This window comes from Knoellia sp. p5-6-4, from assembly GCF_029222705.1.
In the GTDB taxonomy this organism is placed as follows: domain Bacteria; phylum Actinomycetota; class Actinomycetes; order Actinomycetales; family Dermatophilaceae; genus Pedococcus_A.
The window spans coordinates 2,053,743-2,079,451 of record NZ_JARGZF010000001.1; the positions used below are offsets into that span (position 1 = coordinate 2,053,743).

Annotated in this window: 19 protein-coding genes; 6 read left to right on the forward strand and 13 right to left on the reverse strand. The window is 73.1% G+C overall.

The window, feature by feature from the left end; genetic code table 11:
• Positions 1-53: 53 nt before the first annotated feature.
• The 3 genes from P2F65_RS09985 to P2F65_RS09995 all read right to left on the reverse strand — a co-directional run bounded on the left by P2F65_RS09985 (position 54) and on the right by P2F65_RS09995 (position 8,394).
• Positions 54-4,721, reverse strand: a complete 4,668-nt coding sequence (locus tag P2F65_RS09985) for a SpaA isopeptide-forming pilin-related protein (RefSeq protein ID WP_275806384.1) — start codon at positions 4,719-4,721, stop codon at positions 54-56.
• Between the two features lie 270 nt (positions 4,722-4,991).
• Complete coding sequence (locus P2F65_RS09990; RefSeq protein ID WP_275807378.1) at positions 4,992-7,199, reverse strand: AAA family ATPase; 2,208 nt, start codon at positions 7,197-7,199, stop codon at positions 4,992-4,994.
• Positions 7,200-7,362: 163 nt separating this feature from the next.
• A complete protein-coding gene (locus tag P2F65_RS09995) occupies positions 7,363-8,394 on the reverse strand; it encodes a LuxR C-terminal-related transcriptional regulator (protein WP_275806386.1) in 1,032 nt (343 codons plus the stop codon).
• A gap of 291 nt (positions 8,395-8,685) precedes the next feature.
• Between P2F65_RS09995 and purD the strand changes: the two genes are divergently transcribed.
• The gene (gene purD, locus P2F65_RS10000) at positions 8,686-9,969 is read left to right on the forward strand and encodes a phosphoribosylamine--glycine ligase (RefSeq protein WP_275806388.1); all 1,284 of its coding nucleotides are present in this window, start codon (positions 8,686-8,688) and stop codon (positions 9,967-9,969) included.
• A 57-nt stretch (positions 9,970-10,026) separates the two neighbouring features.
• Here the strand turns inward: purD and P2F65_RS10005 are convergent, their stop codons facing one another.
• On the reverse strand, positions 10,027-10,359 hold the full coding sequence (locus P2F65_RS10005) for an HNH endonuclease signature motif containing protein (protein ID WP_275806390.1): 333 nt from the start codon (positions 10,357-10,359) through the stop codon (positions 10,027-10,029).
• Positions 10,360-11,510: 1,151 nt separating this feature from the next.
• Positions 11,511-12,908 (reverse strand): MFS transporter, encoded by a 1,398-nt coding sequence (locus P2F65_RS10010; RefSeq protein ID WP_275806392.1) that lies wholly within the window; start codon positions 12,906-12,908, stop codon positions 11,511-11,513.
• Between the two features lie 273 nt (positions 12,909-13,181).
• Between P2F65_RS10010 and P2F65_RS10015 the strand changes: the two genes are divergently transcribed.
• Complete coding sequence (locus P2F65_RS10015) at positions 13,182-14,081, forward strand: phosphoribosylaminoimidazolesuccinocarboxamide synthase (RefSeq protein WP_275806394.1); 900 nt, start codon at positions 13,182-13,184, stop codon at positions 14,079-14,081.
• Positions 14,082-14,088: 7 nt separating this feature from the next.
• Here the strand turns inward: P2F65_RS10015 and P2F65_RS10020 are convergent, their stop codons facing one another.
• The 5 genes from P2F65_RS10020 to P2F65_RS10040 form a co-directional block, all read right to left on the reverse strand.
• A complete protein-coding gene (locus P2F65_RS10020; RefSeq protein WP_275806396.1) occupies positions 14,089-15,708 on the reverse strand; it encodes an ABC-F family ATP-binding cassette domain-containing protein in 1,620 nt (539 codons plus the stop codon).
• Between the two features lie 151 nt (positions 15,709-15,859).
• On the reverse strand, positions 15,860-16,561 hold the full coding sequence (locus tag P2F65_RS10025; protein WP_275806398.1) for a hypothetical protein: 702 nt from the start codon (positions 16,559-16,561) through the stop codon (positions 15,860-15,862).
• A 103-nt stretch (positions 16,562-16,664) separates the two neighbouring features.
• Positions 16,665-17,606, reverse strand: a complete 942-nt coding sequence (locus P2F65_RS10030) for an NAD(P)H-hydrate dehydratase (protein ID WP_275806400.1) — start codon at positions 17,604-17,606, stop codon at positions 16,665-16,667.
• The gene (locus P2F65_RS10035) at positions 17,596-18,366 is read right to left on the reverse strand and encodes a histidine phosphatase family protein (protein ID WP_275806402.1); all 771 of its coding nucleotides are present in this window, start codon (positions 18,364-18,366) and stop codon (positions 17,596-17,598) included. The genes P2F65_RS10030 and P2F65_RS10035 overlap by 11 nt, the downstream gene beginning before the upstream one ends.
• Before the next feature lie 59 nt (positions 18,367-18,425).
• The gene (locus P2F65_RS10040; RefSeq protein ID WP_275806404.1) at positions 18,426-18,890 is read right to left on the reverse strand and encodes a nitroreductase/quinone reductase family protein; all 465 of its coding nucleotides are present in this window, start codon (positions 18,888-18,890) and stop codon (positions 18,426-18,428) included.
• A 99-nt stretch (positions 18,891-18,989) separates the two neighbouring features.
• Here P2F65_RS10040 and purS point away from each other — a divergent pair, with 99 nt between their 5' ends.
• The 4 genes from purS to P2F65_RS10060 are packed head-to-tail and all read left to right on the forward strand — an operon-like array spanning position 18,990 to position 22,648.
• Positions 18,990-19,286 carry a phosphoribosylformylglycinamidine synthase subunit PurS gene (gene purS, locus P2F65_RS10045; RefSeq protein ID WP_275806406.1) on the forward strand — a complete coding sequence of 99 codons (297 nt, stop codon included), beginning with the start codon at positions 18,990-18,992 and terminating at the stop codon, positions 19,284-19,286.
• The gene (purQ, locus tag P2F65_RS10050; protein ID WP_275806408.1) at positions 19,283-19,966 is read left to right on the forward strand and encodes a phosphoribosylformylglycinamidine synthase subunit PurQ; all 684 of its coding nucleotides are present in this window, start codon (positions 19,283-19,285) and stop codon (positions 19,964-19,966) included. Before purS ends, purQ begins: the two co-directional genes overlap by 4 nt.
• On the forward strand, positions 19,963-22,272 hold the full coding sequence (gene purL, locus P2F65_RS10055) for a phosphoribosylformylglycinamidine synthase subunit PurL (protein ID WP_275806410.1): 2,310 nt from the start codon (positions 19,963-19,965) through the stop codon (positions 22,270-22,272). The genes purQ and purL overlap by 4 nt, the downstream gene beginning before the upstream one ends.
• 13 nt (positions 22,273-22,285) lie before the next feature.
• A complete protein-coding gene (locus tag P2F65_RS10060; RefSeq protein ID WP_275806412.1) occupies positions 22,286-22,648 on the forward strand; it encodes a sterol carrier family protein in 363 nt (120 codons plus the stop codon).
• A 57-nt stretch (positions 22,649-22,705) separates the two neighbouring features.
• On the opposite strand, the gene P2F65_RS10065 is transcribed toward P2F65_RS10060, so the two are convergent.
• From P2F65_RS10065 to P2F65_RS10075, 3 genes are all read right to left on the reverse strand, one after another.
• On the reverse strand, positions 22,706-23,737 hold the full coding sequence (locus P2F65_RS10065) for a Gfo/Idh/MocA family oxidoreductase (RefSeq protein WP_345803685.1): 1,032 nt from the start codon (positions 23,735-23,737) through the stop codon (positions 22,706-22,708).
• 47 nt (positions 23,738-23,784) lie between these two features.
• The gene (locus P2F65_RS10070; protein WP_275806416.1) at positions 23,785-24,540 is read right to left on the reverse strand and encodes a fused MFS/spermidine synthase; all 756 of its coding nucleotides are present in this window, start codon (positions 24,538-24,540) and stop codon (positions 23,785-23,787) included.
• A gap of 74 nt (positions 24,541-24,614) precedes the next feature.
• Positions 24,615-25,661 carry a zinc-dependent alcohol dehydrogenase family protein gene (locus P2F65_RS10075; protein WP_275806418.1) on the reverse strand — a complete coding sequence of 349 codons (1,047 nt, stop codon included), beginning with the start codon at positions 25,659-25,661 and terminating at the stop codon, positions 24,615-24,617.
• Positions 25,662-25,709: the final 48 nt, after the last annotated feature.

Consider the following 25,709-nt stretch of genomic DNA (forward strand, 5'->3'; position numbering starts at 1 on the left):
AACAGCACCGGGGGCGCCGACCTCGTGCTGGGCGCCCCCGGCCCCTCTGCTGCTCAGACCTCCCGGCGCCCGGCGAGCCGCCACAGCCCGGCGCCGAGCGCCAGGAGCAGCGCAGCCGCACCCATCAGCTGCGGCAGCCCGTCGACGCCGGTGTAGGCGAGTGACGGCGAACCGCTCGGCGTGGCCGGCAGGGCCGGGGCCTGGGGCACGGGGCCTCGGACCGCGACGTTGACGAACACCCCCGCGTCGACGGCTGCGGCGCTGGCCCCGACCTCGACCTGGCGGCTCTCCTCGTCGAGGAGGTAGCCCGCCGGAGCCCGCGTCTCGACCAGCGTCCAGGTGCCGAAGTCCAGGCCGGAGACGGCGAACTCGCCTGCGGCAGGGTCCTCGTCGCGGCCGGTGTAGTCGCTCTGGCCCAGGTTGTCGGCCACCTCGAGGTGCTGGTCACCCAGGCCGAGCCGGAACACCGCCCCGCCCAGCGCCGCACCGTTCCCGTCGACCTTGCTCCAGCCGAGGCGTCCGTCCTCGCTGTTCACGACCGACCCGATCTGGGCGCTGCTGTCGTCGCCGTCGACCGTGAAGGTCAGCGCCGCCGCCCCCGCGTAGCCCACCGGCACGGTGGTCTCGGTCAGCGTCCAGGTGCCGAAGTCCAGGCTGTGCACCGCGAACTCGCCGGCGTCGGGGTCGGTGTCCGGGCCGGTGTACCCGGCCTGGCCCGCGAAGTCGTCCACCACGATGCGCTGCTCGTCCTGCGTGAGGGTGAAGCCGGCTCCCGCGAGGGGCCGCCCGTCCTCGCCGACCTTGGTCCACGACGCCTGGCCGTTCTCGGTGTTCTCGATGTCCGCGAGGCGCAGGATGCTGCCGGATCGGGGCAGGGGCACGGTCACAGCCGCCCCCGCGGCATACCCGGAGGGCACCGTCGTCTCCGTCAGCGTCCAGGTGCCGAAGTCGAGCCCGTCGACCAGGAACTCGCCGGTGTCGGGGTCGCGGTCGCGGCCCTCGTAACCGGCCTGGCCGGTGAAGTCGTCGACGACGACGCTCTGGCCGGGCGTGGTGAGGGTGAAGCCGGCGCCGGCCAGCGAGGTGCCGTCCTCGCCCACCTTGCTCCAGGCCAGGCGCCCGTCCTCGGTGTTCTGCACGGCGCCGAAGGTGGCGACCGGGTTGCCCGCGTCGACGGTGACGGTCCGCGGCGCACCGGCGGTGTAGCCCGTGGGCGCCCGGGTCTCGGTCAGCGTCCAGGGACCGAAGTCCAGGCCGACGACCTTGTAGGCCGCGGGGGCCGGGTCGCGGTCCCATCCGTCATAGCCTGCCTGACCGGTGTTGTCCTCGACCTTCAGCAGCTGCTCGCCCATGGAGAGCTCGAACAGCGCGCCCGTGAGGGGCTCACCGCCCTCGCCGACCTTGGTCCAGGTGAGGATGCCGTTGGTGCTGTTGACGATCGTGAGCTCGTGCCGGCTGTCCTGCGCGGTGACGGTCACCTGCCGGTCAGCCGCCTGGGCGTAGCCGCTGGGCACGGTGGTCTCCGACAGGGTCCAGGTGCCGAAGTCGAGCCCGGCGACCGCGAACCACCCGGCGCGCTCGTCGGTGTCGGCGCCCTCGTAGCCCGGGCGGCCGGTGTTGTCTGGGACGGCGACGACCTGCCCCACCCGGGTGCCCGGCACCTCGAGGGTGAGGGTGAAGCCGGCGCCGTCGAGGGGCGCGTCGTGCTCGTCGACCTTGCGCCAGACGATGCGCCCGTCCTCGGTGTTGCGGACCGCGCCCACCGCGTGCGAGCTGTCCGCTGCCGTGACGGTGAACTGCACCGCCGCGCCACCGGCGTACCCCGCGGGGGCGGTGGTCTCGGTGAGCGTCCAGGCGCCGAAGTCGAGCCCCGCCACGGCGAACCGGCCGGCGGCGGGGTCGGTGTCGGCGCCCTGGTAGCCACCCTGGCCGGTGTTGTCGACCACGACGATGCTCTGGGCGCCGGTCCGGTCTGGCGAGGTCAGCGTGAAGACCGCGCCGCCGAGCAGCTCGTCGTGCTCGCCGACCTTGCTCCAGGTGACCCGCCCGTCCTCGGTGTTCGTGATGGCGCCGAGCAGGATCGGGGTCGCCGACGCGACGACCTCGACGGTGCGCGGCTCGATGCCCTTGTAGCCGGTGGGCACCACGGTCTCGGTGAGGGTCCAGGTGCCGAAGTCGAGGCCCGCGACGGCGAAGACGCCCACGGCCGGGTTGGTGTCGGCCCCCTCGTAGCCGGTCTGCCCGGTGAAGTCGGGCACGCTGACGGTCTGGCCGCCCAGGGTCAGGGTGAAGGTGGCGCCCGCGAGCGGGCCCCCGTCCTCGCCGACCTTCGACCAGGCCAGGCGCCCGTCCATCGTGTTGCGGATCGCTCCGAGGCCGACGGTCTGGTCGTCGGCGGAGACCGTGAACGGGATGGGCGTTGCGAGGCCCGTCCAGCCCAGTGGGGCCACGGTCTCGGTCAGCGTCCAGTCGCCGAAGTCGAGGCCCTCGAGCGCGAACCGGCCAGCGCGGGCGTCGGTGTCGGCCCCGTCGTAGCCGCCCTGGCCGGTGTTGTCGGTGACGTGGATGGTCTGGGTCCTGGCCCCGGTGCCGGTGGCCGCGGTGAACTCGGCACCCGCGAGCGGGGCGCCGTCCTCGCCGACCTTGGTCCAGCTGACCCGGCCGTCCTGGGTGTTCACGACGTCGCCGACGTCGACGGCGGCCGTGCCGGCGGTGATGGTGACCTGCTCGGGTGCGCCCCCGGCATACCCCTGGGGCACGGTCGTCTCGGTGAGCGTCCAGGTGCCGAAGTCGAGGCCTGTGACGGCGAAGTGGCCGGGCTCGGGGTTGGTGTCGCGACCGGTGTAGCCGGCGGCGCCGGTGTTGTCGGTGACGACCACCGACTGCCCGGTGCGCGAGAGCGTGAAGGCGGCGCCGTCGAGCACGGTGTCGAACTCGTCGACCTTGCGCCAGGTGACCTGGCCGTTCTCGGTGTTGACGAACGAGAACGTGACGGTGTGGCTCTGCGTCGACAGCTCGAGGGTCCTCGCCGGCCCCGCGAGGTAGCCCTCGGGTGCCTCGGTCTCGGTGACGCGCCACGTGCCGAAGGCCAGCCCGCTGACCCGGAACTCGCCGGTGTCGGGATCGGTGTCGAGGCCGGCGTTGTCGGTCACGGTCACCGACTCGACCACCTGGACCCCCTCCAGGCGGTCGAGCCGGAAGCGTGCGCCGGCCAGACGGGTCTGCTCGTCCTCCCCGACCTTGGCCCAGACGAGCTGGCCGTTCTGCCGGTTCTCGAAGGCGCGGGCCAGCACCGGGTCGGGCGTCTCGTGCGACACCGTCAGGGTCTGCGCGTCGCCGTCGAGCAGGTAGCCGGCCGGGGCGTCGGTCTCGGCGACCCGCCAGTCGCCGGTGTAGAGCCCGCCCGCCTTGACGTAGCCGGCACGCGGGTCGAGGTCGCCCTCACCGTTGTCGCGCACCGTGATGGCGGTGTCCTTGTAGGGGTCCCGCGTCTTGGTGAAGGTGAACTCCGCCCCGCCGAGCGGGTCGCCGGTGGTCGCGTCGACCTTGAGCACCGTGCCGGTGCCGAGCGGGTCGACGACCTCGATCGGCACGTCGCTGTAGCGCGCGATGGTGACAGTGGTGGACGCGTCGCCCGGGAGCAGGTAGCCGGCCGGGGGAGCGACCTCGGTGACCGTGTAGACGCCGAAGCGCGAGGTGGTGAAGGCGACATAGCCGGCGCGGTCGTCCGCGTCCGCGACCTCGTTGCCGGCGAGACCGGTGGTCACGTTGTCGTTGACGTATGCCGTGCCGACCCCGTCGCGGGGGTCCGGCGAGATCTCGAAGCGCAGGCCGGCGTCGCCGACCACCTGGCCGGACGGTCCGCGCTTGGTGATGGTGGCGCGGCCGCAGTTCGGCATCACGTGCGTGGTGCCCGTGGCGACGTCGGACATCTCGGAGCTGATCGACGGCGACTGGCGGCTGCGGACGTTGAAGGTGCCGAAGCCGGCGCTCTCGCAGCCGGGCTCCATGCCGAGCACGGTGAGGTCGAGCGCGACCTCCATGAAGGCGCCGGGCGCGGCCTGGGCCGAGCCGCACAGGCCGGCGACGGCTGCGGTGTTGGACAGGCCGGCGATGGCGCTCGGAGTGATGGTCTGGGCCACCCACTGGCCGTCGACCCAGCGGTCCATGCCGTCGATGACGATCTTGCCGAGCTGCTCGTTCTGGGCGTTGCCCTGCTGCTGGAACATCAGGCGCAGGTCGCCCGTCGTGCGGGTGGGCACCGCGGCCGGCTTGCCGTTGCCGCCGGGTCGGCTCTGGTGGTTGGGCTTGTGGTTGTACTCGAAGGTGAAGTAGGTCGACCCCTCGGTGGTGGCGCGCTGGACCGCGACGTAGGTCCACTGGTGCCCGGTCTGGTCCACCCGGGAGTAGGTCTGGATCGCCGCGATGTCGGTCTTGCCGGTGGCCACGGACTCGCCTGCCCACGAGTCGACGTCCGAGCTCTCGGCGCCCTTGTAGCCGGTGGCGTCGGAGACCCCGTCCACGACGCACGCGGCGCCGCTGAGGCCGGACCAGTCGGTTGGGCCGCCTGCCGCCGGGGTCAGGTTGCCGTCGATCTCGAAGCCGCCGAGGTCGGCGGCCCACACGGACTGCACCGGCGTGAGCACCATGGCCGCCACGACGGCGGCGACCAGGGCGGCCCCGCCTCGACGTCGTGCGGTGAGTCCCGAGAACGTTCTCATGACACTTCCCCTCCGTGACCCGCGACCGTTCCGATCCCCCTCGATCCGGTCTAGCGCGCGCCTGTTAAAGGCAAAGTATTAGTAAAGAAAACGTAAAGGCAGGAGAGAATTCATGACGGTGACGTAGTCCGTTCGGCCGAACATTTCGAGCACAAGGCGCCGCGGGTCACGTCCCGTCCCACCAGTCACAGGTGCGACCGATCAGGCGGCAGCCTCCGGGCCCTGGCCGACAGGGAGCAGGGGCCGGAGCCCGGGGTCAGAGGTTCGGGGTCAGTGCACCCGGACCACGGACATCCGGTGGGCCGCGCGGGTCAGGGCGACGTAGAGCACGCGCACCCCGCCGGGCGACTCGGCGGTGATCTCCTCGGGGTCCACGATCACGGTGGCGTCGTACTCCAGGCCCTTGGTCGACATGGGGTCGATGACCTGCACCCGGCCCGACCCCGCTCCGGCCAGTGACGCGAGCCCTGTCGCGTGGGCGGCAGGAGTCACCACAGCGATCGACCCCTCGACCTCGTCGAGCCAGCGGTCCACCTCGGCCCGGGCGGCCTGCAGCACGGCGTCGGCGGCGACAGCAGCCTCCACCGGCTGGACGCCGGTCTCGCGCACCGCGGCCGGGATGTCGGCGTCGGGCACCGCGGCGCGGACCACCTCGGCGGCGTAGTCGAAGATCTCCCTGGCGTTGCGGTAGTTGGTGTCCATGTGGAAGAGGCGCCGCTCCTGGGAGCCGAACGCCTCGGCGCGGGCCCTGGCCGCCTCGGCTGCGTCGGGCCAGGACGCCTGGGCCGCGTCGCCGACGACCGTCCACGACGAGTAGCGCCCGCGGCGCCCGAGCATCCGCCACTGCATGGGTGAGAGGTCCTGCGCCTCGTCGACGAGAACGTGCGCGTACTCCTCCGGTCCGCCGATACGGCCGTGCATCAGGCGCGCACGGGGGTCGTGCGCCCGCTGCACGTGGCCGACCGCGGCCGGGGCGGCGCCCTGACGGGTGGCGCGCACCTCCGCGACCCCGTACTGCGCGAGGTCGTCGAGCTCCTCGATCTCGTAGAAGCCCCGCTCCTCGGCCGGCTCGTCCTGGATCGTGCCGAGGCGGGTGGTCAGGTCGTCGAGGAGGGCGACGTCGGCCACCGACCACTCGCCGGTCTCGAGGGCCGTGGCGAAGGAGTCGGCGAGCAGCTCTGCCTCACCCGGGGCGAGGACGCCCTGGCCGTAGCGGCGCACCCGGGCGCTGTCGGTCATCCACAGCAGCACCTCGCGGGCGTCGACCTGCGGCCACCACTGCTTGAGGAACGCCTCGACCTCGAGGTGGTCCTCGAAGTGGTCGAGGAACTCGTCGCGGTCGCCCTCGCGGTGGGAAGCCCACGCGGCCTCCGCGAGCGCCCTGGTGACGGCGGGAACGGCCAGGTTGCGGTGGTGGTTGCGCAGGACCTGCGCGCGGATGCGGTCCAGCACCGGCGCCTCGAGCCGGATGGCGCGCCCGGCCACGAAGGCGCGGAACTGGGTGGGGGCGTCCGGCACGGCGTCGTGGCAGGCGCGGGAGAGGAGGCGGCGCATGCGCAATGACCCCTTCACGGCTGCGGCCGCCGGGGTGTCGAGACGCGCCGCGGTGACGCCCTCGACGACGTCACCGAGGGAGCGCATGGTCACGGACTCCTCGCCGAGCGAGGGGAGCACCCGCTCGATGTAGGCCGTGTAGGCCGCGGAGGGGCCGACCACGAGGATGCCGCCGGACTCGAACCTGCGGCGGTCCGAGTAGAGCAGGTAGGCGGCTCGGTGCAGCGCGACCACCGTCTTGCCCGTGCCCGGCCCGCCGGTGATCTCCGTGACGCCGCGAGCCTGCGCGCGGATGGCCTCGTCCTGGTGGCGCTGGATCGTCGCGACGATGTCTCGCATCTGGGTGCCGCGGCTGCGGGTGAGCGCAGCCAGCAGGGCGCCGTCGCCCACCACGACCATGTCGTCGGGCGCCTCGGCCACCATGAGGTCGTCCTCGACCCCGATGACCTCCGAGCCCTTGCAGCGAAGCACCCGGCGGCGGACGACACCCATCGGCTCGACGGGGGTGGCCCGGTAGAACGCGGCGGCCGCGGGAGCGCGCCAGTCGATGACCAGCGGCTCGTAGTCGTCGTCGCGCACGCCGAGTCTTCCGATGTACCGCGCCTCCCGCGGCTCACCGGCCTGGCCGGGCCGGTCGAGGTCGAGGCGTCCGAAGACCAGGCCCTCGTACTGGCTCTCGAGCGTGGTGCGCCGGCGTACGGCGTTGAAGACCAGGGCGTCGCGCTCGAACAGGCCGGTGAGCTCCTCGTCGCGGACGTCGCCGGTGCGGTCGGTGCGACCACGCGCGAGGCCGTCGGCCTCGACCAGGCCCGCTCGCGTCGCGGCCTTGGCCAGCTCGGCGTAGACCCGGTCGACGTAGGCCTGCTCCACAGCGATCTCGTGGGCGACCTCGTGCTCGGATCCGTGCTCGGATCGGTCGGCCACGTGGTCGGTGGCGGCCTCGGTGCTGAGGTGGTCCGGACGCGTCACGGTTGTCTGCTCTTCCCCTGGTGTGCGAACGCACGAGTCTAGCCACGGCGCGGGCGCAGTCGGCGCCCGACTCGGCCCACCTGGTGGGAGGAGGGGGCGCGGTCGGGCGGGCGGGCCGTCAGAGGAGGCCGCGCCGCGCGGCCTGCACGCCCGCCTGGAACCGGGTGCCGGCGCCGAGCTGGTCCATCAGGGCGCGGACCCGCCGCTCCACGGTGCGCTGGGAGACGCCGGTCTGCCGGGCGATCGTGGCGTCGGGTGCCCCGGCCGCCAGCAGGGCCAGGATGGCCCGGTCCCGCGCCTCTGCGGTCCGGGCGCCGGCAGTGCGGGGCAGCGGGGAGCCGAGGTCCCAGAACAGGTCGGCCAGGGCCGCCAGCGCCCGCACCATCGGTCGGCTGCGCACGAGCACGGAGCCGGCGCCGTTCTCCTCGAACAGGGTGGTGTCGACGACCGCGGCCGTCTCGTCGACGACCAGCGCGGAGAACGGAACCGAGTTGACGAAGCGGAACCGCTCCCCGCCGCGCTCGCGGGCCTCGAGCACCTGCAGGGCGTTGTCGAGGTCGAGGACCTCGGCGGTGTAGGTCGTCGCCATGTCGAGCGGGACACCCCCGACGCCGGTGCTGCGGGCCTCATGGCTGTGCAGGGGGGCGGCGAAGAGCTCCCGGGTGCGCGGCGACATCGACCGGAAGCAGCGGATGCGCTCGGTGCCGGTGCTGATGATGTCGGCCGTGGCGGCCGCGAGCTCGTCCATCGACTGCAGCACGCGCAGGCTGGCCGGGTCGGGACGGATCGTGTTGGCCCTGGCCTGGAAGTAGACCTGCGCCAGCTCGTGCGCGGCGGAGCGGGTCTGCCGGGCCCGGTGCTCGAGCTCGGCGGCGACGTTGGGCAGGGCGATGTCGGGTGGCACGACCTCGAGGTGGCCCCCCTCGTGGAGTCGGATGAGGCCCTGGGCGTCGAGGATGCGCAGGCTCGCGTCGACCAGGTCCTCGCGGATCCCGTGGGCGATGAGCAGTGAGCGGGAGGGCTGCGGGTGCTGCAGCACGGCGAGGTAGACGCGGGTGGCCGCCGACTCGGTGTCGGGGTCCGGGTACGCGATCGGCACGTCCCCCTCGAGGCCGGGGGCCACTTTGGGCTGCTCGTCGCCAAGATCCATGCAGCGCCTCTTCCGGTCAGGCGGGGGGCCCCGCGCGGCCCCGTCGAATCACATCGTCAGGCCTTGGCGACTATCCGTCAATGACGGAACTCCGCCGCATCAGCCCTTTACCTCGGGCCCCGTCGTTTGCCACAGTTGTCCTCGTCGACCCCGTCGACCCACGTGCCAGGTTGCAGGTTCCCCCGCCAGGCGACCGCACGTCGGATGCGCGGCGTCCCCGGGAGATGTCCCCCCTGCCTCCCCGGGACGCCGCGCACTTCATTGTGGCGGGTCGTTCTCTAGGGTGTGCCTGTGAAGGTTCTCGTCATCGGCACCGGTGCCCGTGAGCACGCCCTCGTCCGCGCCCTGGCCGCAGACCCCGCGGTGGACGCCGTGATCGCGGCCCCGGGCAACCCCGGCATGGATGCGTCCGCCCTGTGCGAGCCGCTGACGGGCGGCCTGCTCGACGGCGAGGGCATCGCGGCCCTGGCGCAGGCGCGGGGCGTCGACCTCGTCGTCGTCGGGCCGGAGGCACCGCTGGTGGCCGGCGTCGCCGACGCCGTGCGCGCGGCGGGCATCCCCTGCTTCGGCCCCTCGGCGCGGGCCGCCCAGCTCGAGGGGAGCAAGGCCTTCGCCAAGGAGGTCATGGCGGCCGCCGAGGTGCCGACGGCGATGGCCCACGTCTGCGCCTCGATCGAGGAGGTCGGGGCTGCCCTCGATGCGCTCGGCTCCCCGCACGTGGTCAAGGACGACGGCCTGGCCGCCGGTAAGGGCGTCGTCGTCACCACCGACCGCGCCGAGGCGCTCGAGCACGCCCGCGCCTGTCTCGCCAAGGAGGGTGGCCGCGTGGTCGTCGAGGAGTACCTCGACGGCCCGGAGGCGTCCCTCTTCTGCATCTGTGACGGCAGCACCGTGGTGCCGCTGAGCCTGGCCCAGGACTTCAAGCGGGTCGGCGATGGCGACCAGGGGCCCAACACGGGGGGCATGGGCGCCTACTCGCCGCTGGACTGGGCGCCGTCGTCGCTGGTGGACGAGGTCGTCACCCGGGTGGCCCAGCCGACCGTCGACGAGATGCGTCGCCGCGGCACCCCCTTCGCGGGCGTCCTCTACGTCGGCCTCGCGCTGACGTCGAAGGGCCCGCGGGTGATCGAGTTCAACGCCCGCTTCGGCGACCCCGAGACCCAGGTCGTGCTCGCCCGGCTCGAGACCCCGCTCGGTGGCCTGCTCCACGCCGCGGCGACAGGCCGGCTCGACAGCGTCGGCGCGCTGCGCTGGTCGGAGCAGCACGCGGTGACGGTCGTGGTCGCGGCACACAACTACCCCGGGACCCCCCGCTCCGGCGACCCCGTCCTCGGCCTCGACGCCGTGGCGGAGGTGCCCACGGCCTACGTCATGCACGCCGGCACGGCGCTCGGCCCGGACGGCACGCTCGTGTCGGCCGGCGGGCGGGTGCTCTCGGTCGTGGCGCTCGGCGACAGCCTGTCGCAGGCGCGGGAGCGCGTCTACGAGGCGGTCGGCAAGATCGAGCTCGAGGGCTCCCACCACCGCACCGACATCGCGCTCGCCGCCGAGCGCCGTGAGCTGCACGTCGGCTGACGTCCACCGTCGGGCATGCCTCAGGCCCCACCGGTGGCGGCGGGGTGTGGGGCGGGGTCACGCTGGTTCCTGCGCGGCGCGCCTGGCGAGGAGCTCGTCGTAGGAGCCCCGGGTGAGGTCCCACTCGACCCGTTCCCCGTCGGTGTCCTTGACGACGTGGCCGGCGTGGCGGCGGGCGTGCACGATGGTGTGGTGCCGCTCGCACAGCAGGGCGGCGTTGTCGAGGTTCGAGGGGCCGGCATCTGCCCAGTGCACGAGGTGGTGGGCGTCGGTCCACTGTGGCGGGGCGTCGCAGCCGGGGTAGGTGCAGCCGCCGTCGCGGAGCCAGAGCCTCTTGGTCTGGGCGACTGCGTTCGTACCGCTTCTCCAGGCCCCAGTCCACGACCTCACCCCGGCCGCCGAGCACGATCGGGACGACCGACCCGTCGCAGCACAACCGGCGCACGGTCTGCGGGGCCAGGTGGGTGCCGGCGTCCAACCCGCCCAGGGTGGTCGCCGCCCCGAGCCCGTCGCGCAGGGACTCCCAGTCCATGGTCAGCAGCAGGGTGGTCTTGTTGGTCCTGCCGACCTCGTCCCCGGCCGCGACCGCCCGCCTCACCAACGTCACCAGGGCGTCGCCCCGCCTGCGGTCGCTGGAGCGCAGATCGCGTTCCCCGTCGACCGGCTTCGGCGCCGACAACGGCCCCAGCGCGGCCTCCAGGACTGCCTTGCCCTCGACGTCGAGGGTCAGCCGGTACTCGAAGGTGTCGGCGCCGGTGTCCCGCGGCTGGGACAGCGCGACGAACGCCTTGCCCAGGTTCTGCTGGCTCTGCAGGACATCGTTCAGCCCGTAGCGGGCCAGCATCGCCGGGCGCAGCTGCCGGCAGGCCCGCGGGCCCTGTTCGGCGGCCAGGCCGACCAGCCCCTCCAGCACGGGCGGCTCTGCGCCCTCGGCCAGCAGCGGCCGCAGCTTCTCGAACTCGGACACGACCGCCGCCGCGGATGCCACCGGCAGCCGGCCGGTGTCCACGGCCTCCATGACCGGGGCGTTGACCTGCTTCTGGAACGCCTGCGCCACCGCGACCACCGTGCCCGCCCCACCGGCCCTCGTCGACGGCGCGTGATGCCTGACCCACTGCACCATCGTCATCGCCGCCGGACCACCGGAGGTTTCGCCCCGTTCCATGGCCTCACCGACCACCGCGACCCGGCCCGCATCGCACGCCATGCCGAGGGCGTCCACCTCGCTCAACAACCCAGCGAGACCGTCCGGCCCACCGCCCGACGGTGTCTGCCACAGCACATCGCCGAGGGCAGCCATCGCGGTCCTGGCAGCCGCGAACCGCTCGAGGCACTCGGCCATGCTCAGCTGCTGCTTTCCCTCCATGACGACCACAGTAGAGCCGACCGCCGACAGCTCAGTTCGACACGATGCGGACGAAAACCATTGCAGCACAGCCAGATTCGGCGACATGGGTGCGTGTGACGCACCACAGGAGACGGGTGCCCTGTGGACGGTGTGACGACGCGGCGGCGCCTGTGGACGGTCGCGCTCGCGCCACCTAGCGGGCTCGACCGGCGACCGCTGCGCCGCCGAGGGCGATGACCCCGCCGGCGGCCATGACCGCGGCGAAGAGCCATCCCGGCAGCGCGGGCGACTGCCAGGCGATGAGCGCCCCGGCTGCCCCCAGGGTGAGCGACTGCGACACCGAGCCGGTGAGGTTGCTCGCGGCGGTGTGGCGGCCCTGCGTCGTCGCCGGCGAGAGGCTGAGCAGGTGGGTCGACAGGGTGGGCGACGACAGTCCCATGCCGATGCCGGCCACCGCCCACAGCGACAGGCCGGCCCACGCCGGGAGCAGGCCCAGGCTCAGCAGGGCCGGTCCCGCCACTCCTGCGGCGATGAGCCCGAAGCCGATGCGCAGCCGCTGCACGGGTGGGACCGTGCGTTGCACCCAGCCCAGCCCGTGTACCTGCGAGCCGAGCGACCAGAAGAGCCCGGTGACGGTCAGGCTCACGCCCGCCGTCGTGGGTGTGAAGTCGTGGACCGCCGTGAGCATCAGCGGGATGAAGGCGCCCACCAGTCCGAAAGCTGCGGCAAGGACGCCTCGCAGGGCGATGACGGTGGGTATGCCGCGGTCGAGGGTCAGCACGCCCGGCGGCAGCACCGCACGGACGGACGGCAGGAGGACGAACAGGCTCACCAGCGAGGCGGTCGCGCCGAGGAGGGCGAGCGAACCCTCGCGCGTGACGAGCGAGCCCCCCGCGGTGAGCAGGGCCAGCGCTGCGGCGACCAGAGCCGCCGCGCCGACCACCCGCCGCTCGCCGGAGGTCCACCGGGTCGGTGCCGGCGCCGTGGCGCGAGCCTGTGCCATCGCGGGCCGCAGCATCGCCGTGGCGGGCACCACCAGGACGATGGCCATGAGGAAAACGGTGCGCCAGCCGAGGTGCTCGGCCACCGCGCCGGCGAGGGCCGGGCCCATCACCGACGGCAACACCCAGGCCGCAGCGAAGGCGGCGAACATCTTGGCGCGCAGCTCCTCCGGCAGCGCGCGGGCCATGAGCACCACGAGGCCGAGGTCGATCAGGCCCTCGGCGAGCCCGCCCCCGAGCCGGGCTGCCGCGAAGACGGCCATCGAGGGGGCCAGCCCCATCGTGGCCTGGGCCAGCACGAACAGGCCCAGGCCGGCATACATCGGCTCCAGCGGACCGCGGCGGTCCGCCCACGTGCCGGCGACCGCGGTGGCGAGGACGAAGGAAATCATCGGCGCCGCCGACGCCGCACCGAAGAGCCACAGGCCGCCGAGCCGCTCGGCCACCGTCGGGAGCACCGTCATGACGGCCCGGTTCTCGAACGCCCCGAGGGTGACGAGGGCGACGGCCCCGGCGGCGAACGGGAGGTGCTCGCGCTGGAGCAGCGACGGCGGCGAGGAGGCGCAGGTCGCCCCGGCGGTGGCAGTCATGCGAGCCATCGTGAAAGATGAAGTTCACTTCAAGTCAACACCTCGTGTGAGAATCTCTCGCGTCGCACCCAACCGCCGTGCCCCGTCACCGCCTTGCCGTGGTGGAGCGAGGAGGGGCTCGGTGAGGGCACACCTGCAGGAGGAGTTCCGCGAGTTCGCGGCGGCGGCGATGCCGCGGCTGGCGCACGCCTCCTGCCGCGATCCGCACCGGGCTGAGCTCGACGCGCCGGGCGGCTCGACAGCCCGGCCCGGGCGGCTGGGAGGATGTCGGCCATGACGACCTCCGCGCCGCTGGTGCTGCCCGGCTACGCCCACGTCTACTCCGGCAAGGTGCGCGACCTCTACGCGCCGCTCGACGCCGCAACCGGCGAGCCGCGCGGCGACCAGCTGCTGCTGGTCGCCAGCGACCGCATCTCGGCCTTCGACTTCATCCTCGACAGCCCGATCCCCGACAAGGGCGCCGTGCTGACCCAGATGTCGCTGTGGTGGTTCGAGCAGCTGCAGGACCTCGTGCCCAACCACGTGGTGTCCACCGATGTGCCCGCCGAGGTGGCCGGGCGCTCGGTTCTCGTGAAGCGGCTGGCGATGCTGCCCGTCGAGTGCGTCGCTCGCGCCTACCTCACCGGTGGCGGCCTGCGCGAGTACACCGCGAACCGTCACGTCAGCGGCGTGCTGCTGCCCGAGGGCCTCGTGGACGGGTCGCGGCTCCCGGAGCCGGTGTTCACGCCCTCGACCAAGGCGCCGGTGGGCGAGCACGACCAGCCGATGCCGTATGCCGACGTGGAGCGTGTGCTCGGAGCTGACCTCGCCGCGCGGGCGAGGGAGCTGACCGTGGCGATCCTCAAGCGGGGCAACGAAATTGCCGCCGACCGGGGGATCCTCATCGCCGACACGAAGGTCGAGTTCGGCCTCGAGGACGACACGCTGGTGCTCGCGGACGAGGTGCTGACCCCGGACTCCTCCCGCTTCTGGCCGGCCGACCAGTGGAAGCCGGGGCACCCCCAGCCCTCCTTCGACAAGGAGTTCGTGCGCGAGTGGCTGACCTCCCCTGCCAGCGGGTGGGACCGTTCCTCGGAGCAGCCGCCCCCGCCGTTGCCGGACGAGGTCGTCGAGCGCACCCGCGCGAAGTACGTCGAGGCCTATGAGCGGCTCACGGGGCGCCGATTCGGCTGAGGTGGGGTCAGGCCGGGCCGAGCTCGGTGTGGTTGCCTGACCACCGGCCGCGCAGCCACCGGTCGTGGCTGGCCACGACGACGGTGGCCGGGGTGTCGCGCAGGGCGTCCTCGAGCTCCTCGACGAGGGCGAGCGACAGGTGGTTGCTCGGTTCGTCCAGCAGCACGAGGTCGGGGAGGCCCGCCATGAGCAGGGCCAGCGCCAGCCGTCGTTGCTGCCCGAGGCTGAGCTCGCCCACGGGGCGGGAGTGCTGGCCAGGAGGGAGAAGCCCCAGCTCGGCCAGGTCCCGTCGCGGAGATGCCGCCTCGAACACGGCCTTGGCGCTGCGGCCGGGATGGGTGAAGCGCACGTCCTGCGGGAGGTGGCCGACCCGTCGGGCCTGCACGTCGACGACGCCTCCATCAGGAGACACCCGGCCGGCCAGGACGGCGAGCAGGGTCGACTTGCCCGAGCCGTTGGGGCCGGTGAGCAGCAGCTTGTCCCCGGGTTCGACGTCGAGCCGGTCGAGGCGGAGCCTCCCCTCGGCGGCGACCTCTCGGGCGCGCACCCGGGCCGCGCGCACCTGCTCGTCGAAGGCGCCAGTCAGCGTCAGCGGTGCCGGTGGGCGCGGCACGGCCCTCCGGTCCAGCGCAGCGAGCCGCTGCTCGGCGTTGCGCACGCGGCGCCGCACCGTGTCCTGGACCCGGGATCCCTTGAAGTGGTGGATGAAGCCGTCGTTGTCCCGCGGGGCGCGGCCGTGGGCGACGTCCCGAGCGACCGTGCGGGTGGCCGCGTGCAGGGCTGCCCGCTCGTCCTGCTGCGCCTCGTACGCCTCTTCCCACCGTCGGCGAGCCGCCTGCTTGTGGTGCAGGTAGGTGGAGTACCCGCCGGTGAACCGGCGGCCACCGCGGCCGTCGGTCCCGAAGTGGGAGGGGTCGAGGTCGACCACACTGGTGCACACGCGCTCGAGGAACACCCGGTCGTGGCTCGCCGCGACCACCACGCCCGGGAGCGCGACCAGAGCCGACTCGAGGAAGTCCAGTGCCTCGTCATCGAGGTGGTTGGTGGGCTCGTCGAGCAGCAGGCACGCGGGCCGCCGGGTCAGCAGGGCAGCCAGGGCGAGCCGGCTGCGCTCACCCCCGGACAGCTCCGCCACGAGCTGTCCGGGCCGCAGCCCGTGCAGGCCGAGTCGACGGGCTGCCACCTGGCTGCGGCGGTCGGCGTCCCACGCGTCATGGGCCTGCGCCCAGGCCAGCGCGGCGTCGTAGTCGGCCGCCAGCCGGTCCTGCGAAGGGCGGTCATGGGCTTTGCCGTCGTGCTCAACCAGGGCGGCGGCAAGGTCTTCCAGCCGCGAGACCGCCTCGTGCAGGGGTGCCAGCGCGCGGTGCAACACCTCGCCGACCGTGGACTGCGGGTCGAGCCCGCCGTCCTGGGGGAGGTACCCCAGGTCGGGGGGCACCTGCGTCTCACCGCCGTCGGGCGAGAGGTGGCCGGCGGCTGCGCGCAGCAGGGTGGACTTGCCGGTCCCGTTCTCGCCGACGAGGCCGACACGCTCACCGGGTCGGGCGGAGAGGTCGACGCCGTCGAGGACGACGCGACCGCCGAGGGACACCATGAGGTCACGGAGACGAAGGGTGGTGGTTGACATCAGCACTCCAGGGCCGGGGCCCGGTCGATGGTGGCTCGCCGGGCAGGGCCGCGGGCGCGAGCGGGTGCGTGATGTCAGATCTCCATGATGTGGCCACGGTAGGCGGCCCCCGACGGGCGCCGCAACGGGATATCTGCGGCCACACCCCTGCTCACCGGGCAGCCATACCCTCTGCCCGCCTCTTGATGCCCTTGAGCATCCCGGCCTCCATGTAGTGGTGGAGAGGGTCGGCGACGAAGAGGTCGATGCCGCGGGCGAGCAGGTCCAGGCCGGGCACGGTGCGCACGGCGGAGCCGATCAGCCGCAGCGCAGTGGGGGCGTCCGGATCGACCGCGCGGAGGGCGGGCTCGGCGAAGCCGTCGCCGCGGTACCGGACGACCAGGCGCGTCCGGTTCCCGGGCAGCGGCCGCAGCACGAAGGTCTCGAAGGTGACGAGGTGCCGGTTCGGCTCGATGTGCGACACCGGCGCGTGGACGCCGCCGCCCATGTAGATGCGGTCACCCTGCTTCAGTTCCTGCAGCTCGGGGTGGATCCTCGTCGCCGAGTGCCGTCCCTCGACGTAGCGGGCTCGGAAGAGCAGTCGCTCCACACGGTCGTGGGTGTAGAACCCGGCCCGACGGATACCCATCTGGACCAGCCACGGCCAGACCTGGTCGGGGGGCGCCTCGATGGTGATCGCACGCGTCCACTGGCTGCGAGCGCCCGGTGTGTCCTCGTCGCCGGGCAGCGCCTCGACTGCCTCCTCCCGGGTGGCTCCCCAGGTCAACATCCGGGGACGGTAGGCCAGGTAGCCCGTCACCGTGGCTGCCGCCGCGGCACCGGCGACGCTGCGAAGCAGGTGTCTGCGGTCCATGCCCTCCTCCTCTCGACCTCCACGCTGATGGGTGGTGTGGGGTCGGGACAGGGTCGAAGGGCCGCAGAGCGCGCCGCCAGGCGCCGAGGGCAGCCCGGGCGGCTCAGGGGCTCAGCTCGTCGAGGAGCCGCGGCACACACCCGGCGATCTCGCGGGCGAGGAAGCCCAGCGTGCCGACCTCCTTCGCCAGGCGGTCGCCCGCGGACCCGTGCAGGTGCCCACCCCAGACCGCGGCCTGTTCCGGCTCGGCGCCGCGACTGAGCAGCCCCGCGACGATGCCGGCCTGCACGTCACCGGATCCGGAGACGCCCAGGCCCGGGTTGCCGCTGCTGCTCGTCCAGAGACGCCCGTCCGGGGCGGCGACGGTCTTGCCCTGGCCGCCGCACACCACGACGGCCGTGGCCTCCCGGGCCAGGCGTAGGGCCGCCGCTGCAGGGCCGTCCTCCACCTCACCGGCCTCGATGCCGAGCGTCTTCGCGAGCTCGTCGGGGTTGAGGGTCAGCACGGCCCTGCCGCCGAGGTGGGCGAGCCCGTCGCGGTGCGCGGTGACGTAGGCCGAGCCCAGCGCGTCGACCACGACCGGGCACGTCAGCTGGGGCAGCAGGTGCTCCAACAGGTGCACCGAGGCGTCCACGTCGGAGAAGCCCGGTCCGACGAGCAGCGCGTCGCAGCCGTCGGACAAGCACAGCACCTCGTCAGCGGCGCCCGGGTCGATGTTGCCGCCTCGGTCGGTGGGCAGCGGAGCCACCAGGGACTCCGGCGCCGCGACCGCCAGCGCGCTCGCCACCGGTTCCGCCGTGGCGATCTGCAGCTTGCCTCCGCCCGCCCGCAGCGCCGCCTCGCCGGCGAGGAGCACCGCTCCCGGTGTGCTTGCCGTGCCCCCGAGCACCAGCACGCGGCCACGGGACTCCTTGTCCTTGCCGGGCTCGGGCAGTGGCCACCGGCGCAGCAGGCCGGCGGTGACGTCCACCGCGGCGTCCACCCCGGCGTCCGTCGAGTCGTCAGTCGAGTCGACCGCTGCGGTGGTCGTCCGGTCAGCGGGCATCGTTGGCCTCCCGCGACCTCGAGGGCTCGGCGGTGGTCGGCGCCTGCGACTCCTCGACCGCCGTGGTGTCGGCGAAGTCGACGAGCGCGAGACCGCCCTGCTCCGACCGGTACGACGTCACCGAGCAGTTGGGCAGGTCCAGCGTGCTGTCGATCTCGAGCAGCTCCTGCTCGGTCAGGTGCTCCAGCACGTAGCGGAAGCTCATGATCACCGCCTGGTGGGTGAACAGCCACACCCGCTTGCCCTCGTAGCCGTCGCGCAGGTCCGCGAGCAGCGAGCGCACCCGCAGGGTGACGTCGCACCAGCTCTCGCCCGAAGGTGGGGTGTAGTAGAACTTGCCGATGCGGTGGCGGCGCTCGGCCTCCGAGGCGTACTGCGCCTTGATGCCGGCCGAGGTGAGCCCGTCGAAGACCCCGAGGTCACGCTCGCGGAGGCGCTCGTCCAGCACGATCTCGTGGTCGCAGCCCCACGCCTCCACGGCCGTGCGCGCCGTCTCCGCCGCGCGGCGGTAGGGGGAGCTGACGATGAGGTCGGGGCAGGCGTCCTGCGCCCGGCGGCCGAGGTGGGTGCCGACGGCCCGCGCCTGCTCCAGGCCGGTGTCCGACAGCGGGGTGTCGGCGTCGCGGTAGTCGAGGTCGAGGCGCTCGGCCCCGCTGCGTCCGGCTTCGGTCGCGGCGATGTTGCCGACACTCTGCCCGTGGCGCACGAGCACGAGCTCGCTGGGCCACCGGTCGGTGACGATGAGCTTCCCTCGGGGCATTGCAGGGGCACCTTCCATCGAGAGTCTGGTGCCCTCTTCCTACCCTGTATGCCGCCCGCTCACCTGTCGACGGCGTCCTGGCCACCCTCGTCCTCGGCCACGGTATCCAGGACGGTCAGGCGGGCGACAGGGATCGGACGCCCGGCCCGACGGGCGTACCGGGCGACCTTCGGCAGCCTCCGCAGCACGACGTCGTGCCAGACGTGCTCGCGGTCCTCCCCGGTGAGCTCGCGCGCGGTGAACCGGAACCGCTGCCCCCCGATCTGCCCTTCGCCGGCCCCCGCGTGCCGCAGGTTGCGGAACCAGTCGGGGTCGGTGGGGGAGCCCGCGCCGGTGCCCCACACGAGGTAGTCGCCGTCGTGGGGGATGGTGCGGACGCAGGCGGAGCGCGGCAGGCCGGTGCGCCGACCCGGCACGGTCAGGAGCAGCACCGGCGCGTCATCGGTGCCACCGGCGAGCCGGCCACCGGACCGGCGGTACAGAGCCGTCCCGATGTGCGTCGACCACGCCTTGGTGCGCGTCACGGCTCCATGGTCCCGCAGGGTGACCGCGCGGCATACCCCTCGTCGGGCGGTGGATAGACTGGCCGCGCTCCCTCCCGATTGCCTCCCAGGAGACCCCGCATGGGCAACGTCGTGATTGACGTGATGCTGAAGCCAGAGATCCTCGACCCCCAGGGACAGGCCGTGAACGGGGCACTGCCCCGGCTCGGCTTCGACCAGTTCACCGACGTGAGGCAGGGCAAGCGCTTCGTCCTCACGGTGGACGGGGAGGTCACCGACGAGGTGCTCGAGGCCGCCCGCAAGGCCGCCGAGACGCTGCTGTCGAACCCCGTGATCGAGGACGTCGTCTCGGTCCGGGCGGAGCACGACGTCAACGCAGGCGTCCGGGCGCAGGACGAGAAGGACCCCGACCGGTGAAGGTCGGGGTCGTCACGTTTCCGGGGTCGCTCGACGACCGTGACGCCGCCCGGGCGGTGCACGCCGTCGGCGGCGAGCCGGTCAGCCTGTGGCACGGCGACGCCGACCTCAAGGGCGTCGACGCGGTCATCCTCCCCGGTGGGTTCTCCTACGGCGACTACCTGCGCTGCGGTGCCATCGCCCGGTTCGCGCCCGTGATGGACCAGCTGGTGCCCGCGGCCAGGGGTGGACTGCCGGTGCTGGGCATCTGCAACGGCTTCCAGGTGCTCACCGAGTCGCACCTGCTGCCGGGCGCGCTGATCCGCAACGACCACCGCAAGTTCAACTGCGTCGACACCCGCCTGCGGGTCGAGAACGTGCAGACCGCCTGGACCTCCGACTTCGCGCAGGGCCAGGAGATCACCATCGTCCTCAAGAACGGCGAGGGCGGCTTCGTCGCCGACGAGCGCACCCTCGACGAGCTCGAGGGCGAGGGCCGCGTCGTGTTCCGCTACGTCGTGCCCGAGGGTGGGCGCAACCCCAACGGCTCCTACCGTGACATCGCCGGCATCACCAACGAGCGCGGCAACGTGGTCGGCCTCATGCCGCACCCCGAGCACTGTGTCGAGACCGGCTACGGCCCCAGCCTTGACGGCCTCCCGTTCTTCACCTCGATCCTCAAGCAGGTGGTGTCAGCGTGACCGTCCCGACCAGCACCTCCCAGGCCCCGCACGTCGACACGGTCACGAACGCGGGAGCGACCCCCGACCACGAGCAGCCCTGGCTCGAGCTCGGCCTCAAGGAGGACGAGTACCAGCGGATCCGCGACATCCTCGACCGCCGGCCCACGAGCGCCGAGCTCGCGATGTACTCGGTCATGTGGTCCGAGCACTGCTCGTACAAGTCAAGCAAGGTGCACTTCAAGCACTTCGCCGACAACACCACCGACGAGATGCGCGAGAAGCTCCTCGTCGGAATCGGCGAGAACGCCGGCGTCGTCGACATCGGCGACGGCTGGGCGGTGACCTTCAAGGTCGAGTCGCACAACCACCCGTCCTACGTCGAGCCCTACCAGGGCGCGGCCACCGGCGTCGGCGGCATCGTGCGCGACATCATGTCGATGGGCGCCCGGCCGATCGCGGTCATGGACCCCCTGCGGTTCGGCAACCTCAACCACCCCGACACCGCTCGCGTCCTGCCCGGCGTGGTCGCGGGTGTCGGCGGCTACGGCAACTGCCTCGGCCTGCCGAACATCGGCGGTGAGGTCGTCTTCGACGACTGCTACCAGGGCAACCCGCTCGTCAACGCGCTGTGCGTCGGGGCCATGCGCCGCGAGGACATCCACCTCGCCAAGGCGTCCGGCGCCGGCAACAAGGTGATCCTGTTCGGCGCCAAAACCGGTGGCGACGGCATCGGCGGCGTCTCCGTCCTCGCGTCCGAGACGTTCGAGGAGGGTGGTCCGGCCAAGCGCCCCGCCGTCCAGGTGGGCGACCCGTTCGCCGAGAAGGTGCTCATCGAGTGCTGCCTCGACCTCTACAAGGCTGGTGTCGTCGACGGCATCCAGGACCTCGGTGGCGCCGGCCTCTCCTGTGCCACCAGCGAGCTCGCGTCCAACGGCGACGGCGGCATGCAGGTCGAGCTCGACCTCGTGCCGCTGCGCGACGCGACCCTCCGCCCTGAGGAGATCCTCATGTCGGAGAGCCAGGAGCGCATGATGGCGATCGTCGAGCCGGCCAAGCTCGACGAGTTCATGGCCATCTGCCGCCGTTGGGACGTCGAGGCGACGGTCATCGGCGAGGTCACCGACGGAGAGCACCTCGTCATCACCTGGCACGGCGAGGTGATCGTCGACGTGCCGCCGCGTTCGGTGGCCCACGACGGCCCGGTCTACCACCGCCCGATGGAGCGGCCGGCATACCTCGATGCGTTGCAGGAGAACGGAAGCCGAGCCCTGCCGAAGCCCACGACGGGTGACGAGGTCAAGGCCGACCTGCTCGCCCTGCTCGCCTCGCCGAACCTGTGCGACAAGTCCTGGGTCACCGACCAGTACGACCGCTACGTGCTCGGCAACACCGCCCTGGCGATGCCCGACGACTCGGGTGTCGTGCGCGTCGACGAGGAGACCGGCCGCGGCGTCGCGGTCAGCACCGACTGCAACGGCCGGTTCGCCAAGCTCGACCCGTATGCCGGCGCGCAGCTCGCGCTCGCGGAGGCCTACCGCAACGTCGCCACGGTCGGCGCGACCCCGCTGGCGATCACCGACTGCCTCAACTTCGGCTCGCCCGAGGACCCGGGCGTGATGTGGCAGTTCGCCGAGGCGGTCAAGGGCATCGCCGAGGGGTGCCGCGAGCTGGGCGTCCCCGTGACCGGCGGAAACGTCTCCTTCTACAACCAGACCGGTGACACCGCGATCCACCCGACGCCGGTCATCGGCGTCCTCGGCGTCATGGACGACGTCGCGCGGCGCACCCCGAGCGGGTGGAAGACGCCGGGCCAGGTGATCTACCTGCTCGGCACGACGGGCCAGGAGCTCGACGGCGGCGAGTGGGCGCACGTGCGACACGGCCACCTCGGCGGGCGCCCGCCGAAGGTCGACCTCGCGGCCGAGAAGCTGTTGGGCGACATCCTCGTCAACGCCAGCCGCGACGGCCTCGTCGACGCCGCCCACGACCTGTCCGACGGCGGTCTCGCCGTCGCGCTGGCCGAGGCGACGCTGCGCAACGGCGTCGGGGCGCGAATCTGGCTCGAGGAGGTCTGCGAGCGCGACGGGATCGACGCGTTCACCGCCCTGTTCAGCGAGTCGACGGCCCGCGCGGTCGTGGCGGTCCCGCGCTCGGAGGAGGTGCGGTTCACCGACATGTGCACCGCCCGCGGCCAGGCCCACGCGCGCATCGGCGTCGTTGACGACGAGACCGACGGACTCGACGTGCAGGGCGAGTTCAGCGTGAGGCTGGCCGAGCTGCGCGAGGCCCACACGCGGACCCTGCCGGCCGTCTTCGGCGAATGAGGGGTTGAGCGGTATGCCGCCGCGTCGCCGGGTCCCCGTCGCAGCGGGGACCGCCGCGCTGCTCGCCTGGCGCGACGACCCCGACATCACCGACCGGGAGACGTTGGCCACCGCCGTGCGCTACGCCCTCGAGGAGCTTGCCCAGCGGGCGCCGGGGCGCAGCGTCGAGGTGCGTGTGCCGCCCTTCGGCGCGGTGCAGTGCATCGAGGGCCAGACGCACACGCGCGGCACCCCGCCCAACGTGGTCGAGACCGACGCCGTCACCTGGCTGGCGCTCGCGGTGGGGCAGCTCGGCTGGGAGCAGGCCTGGGAGGCGGGCACGCTGCGGGTCAGCGGCCACCGCGCCGACCTCGAGCCCTACCTGCCGCTGGTCTGAGTCCGCGGCAGCAGCCGCGGGTCTCACGCTCCGGCCGCCCCTCGGCGACCGGCTGCGTCACTCCCCGGGGTAGCGCACCCCCACCTGGCGGCGGACCTCATCCATCGCCTCCATGACCCGCAGCGTCTCGGCGTGGGTCATCAGCGGCGACTCGAGGGCCCCGTCGTGCAGGCAGCGGGCGACCTCCGCCGCCTCGTAGCGGAAGCCGTGCTCGCGGACGTCCGGCTCGTAGCGGTCGAGCTCCTCGCCCAGCGGCGTGAGCAGGCGAACCGGCTGGGGCACGAAGAAGTCGCCCGGGATCTCCAGGCGCGCGTGCCGCCCCACGACGGCGGCCGAGGTCGGCGTCTTCGTGACCATGGACGAGCCGACCAGTCCCAGAACCTGCTCCGCGCCCGTGACCGTCACCGACAGCTGGGCGTCGACGCCCTCGTCGGTCAGGTGACCCACCGCCGTGACGGATTCGAACGGGCCGAGCACCATGGACGTGAACGACAGGGGGTAGACGCCGAGGTCGAGCAGCGAGCCGCCGGCCAGGTGCGGCGACGACAGCCGTTCGGGGCCGTCAGGGTGCAGCGTCTGCCCGTGGTCGGCCATGACCGTGAGCACGTCGCCGAGCAGCCCGGCCTCGACCGACTGGCGGACGACGTCGATGTGGGGGAGGAAGCGGGTCCACATCGCCTCCATGGCGAACAGGCCCCGGTCGCGGGCCGCGTCCAGCACCTCGCGGGCCTCGGCGGCGTTGCGGGTGAACGCCTTCTCCACCAGCACGGGCTTGCCCGCCTCGAGGGCCAGCAGCGCGTGGTCGCGGTGCTCGGAGTGCGGCGAGGCGACGTAGACGACGTCGACCGCGTCGTCGGCCACGAGGTCCTCGTAGGAGCCGTAGGCCGCGGGCAGCCCGAACTCGTCGGCGAACTCGCGGGCGCGGTCGATGCTGCGGGAACCCACCGCGACGACCTGCTGGCGCGTGCCTTCGCGCAGGGAGGTGGCAAAGGAGCGGGCGATGTTGCCGGGGCCGAGGATCCCCCACCTCACCGGGGGTGCCTGCAGGGGGTCGGGGGTTCGGGGAGCGGGCAGGGTCTGCGCGGGCATGCCGACCATCCTGCCCCGGACCGCGGGTGGGCGCAGCGGCTGACCGGTCAGCGGAGGCGCCAGCCGTCCTTGGGCGGCGGCTGCGGCGACTCGCTCGTGTCGGCGTCCGTGTAGGGCCGTCCCCCGCCGAGCAGCCGTTCGAGCTCCGCGCGGGTGCGCAGCGAGCTGGGGAACGGGCATCCGGCCACCGCCCGGGTCAGCCGGGAAACGTCGAGCTCGACCGAGGAGCCGGCCAGGACGTAGTTGCCGAACCGCCGGCGCTTCCAGACCTCGGCCAGCGCGATCCCCAGGGTCTGCGGGAACACCTCGGCCAACCCGGCGTGCCACCGGCGCAGGTGGTCGCGGGCCGGTTCGTCGCTGACGTTGGCGAGGAAGACGCCCTCGGGCTTCAGCACGCGGCGCACGTCGGCGAGGAACTCCACCGTCGACAGCTCGGCGGGCATCCGGCCGCCGGCGTAGGCGTCGAGCACCAGGACGTCGGCGCTCGCGCCACGCAGCGCCGCCAGGCCGGTGCGGCCGTCGACCGGCCGGATCCTGATCCGGTGCCCGCGGGGCAGGGGCAGCTCGTGGCGGACTGCCTCGGTGAGCGGCACGTCCGGCTCCAGCACGACCTGCGGCGAGCCGGGGCGGGTGTGCTGCACGTAGCGGGGCAGCGTCAGCCCGGCGCCGCCGATGTGGGTGACGGCGAGGGGGCCCTCGGGGAGGGTGTCGAGAACCAGGGCGAAGTGCAGGACGTACTCGAAGAGGAGGTGGGTGGGGTCGGCGAGGTCGACGTGCGACTGCGGCTGCTCGTCGACCACCACGATGACGCCGCCGTACCCGTCCGGGACGAACTCGGCCGCCCCCGGCTCGCTGCGCTCCCTGCGCTCGGTGGGGCTCAGGGCCGCACCAGCGACTTGATGGCGCGCCGCTCGTCCATGGCGGCGTAGGCCTCGGCCACGTCGTCGAGCGGCACCTCGAGGTCGAAGACGAGCCCGGGGTCGATCGCGCCGGCGAGCACGTCGTCGCGCAGGTGCGGGAGGTACTGGCGCACGGGCGCGACGCCCCCGGCCACGCCGATGTTGCGGCTGAACATCTCGCCGATGGGCAGGTCGACGCCATGGGGGACGCCGACGTAGCCGACGGTGGCGCCGGGGCGGGCGACGGTGATGGCGGTGTTCATGGACTCGCCCGTGCCCACGCACTCCAGCACGGCGTCGGCGCCGACGCCGTCGGTGAGGTCCAGCACCGCCGCCTCGCCCTCACCGCCCCGCTCGGCGATGATGTCGGTCGCCCCGAAGCGCCGGGCCAGGCGCTGGCGCGACTCGTGCCGCGACATCGCCACGACCCGCTCGGCGCCCATGCGGGCAGCGGCGAGCACCCCGCACAGCCCCACGGCTCCGTCACCCACGACCACGACGGTGTCGCCCTCGCGGACGCCGGCGGCGACGGCCGCGTGCCACCCGGTGCCCATGACGTCCGACAGGGTCAGCAGGGAGGGGACGAGCGAGTCGTCGGGCACCTCGCGGGTGGAGACCAGGGTTCCGTCGGCGAGGGGCACGCGGACGTACTCACCCTGGCCGCCGTCGACCACGAGCCCGTCGCTGTCGCGCCCTCCGTAGCCGCCGCCGTTCCGGCAGGCGCTCTGCATGCCCACCAAGCAGTGCGGGCAGGTGTTGTCGGAGAACAGGAACGGCGCGATCACGAAGTCGCCGGGCCGCAGGCTGCGGACCTCCGACCCCACCTCCTCGACGATGCCGACGAACTCGTGCCCGATCCGCCGGGGTCGCCTGACCTCGTTGATGCCGCGGTAGGGCCACAGGTCGCTGCCGCACACGCAGGCGGCGGTGACGCGGACCAGCGCGTCGGTCGGTCGCTGGATCGTTGGGTCGTCGACCTCCTCGACGCGGACGTCGCGGGTGCCGTGCAGGATCGTGGCCTTCATGGGACCCAAGCCTGTCACGGGGCCGCCGGGAACGCGGCATACAGTCTG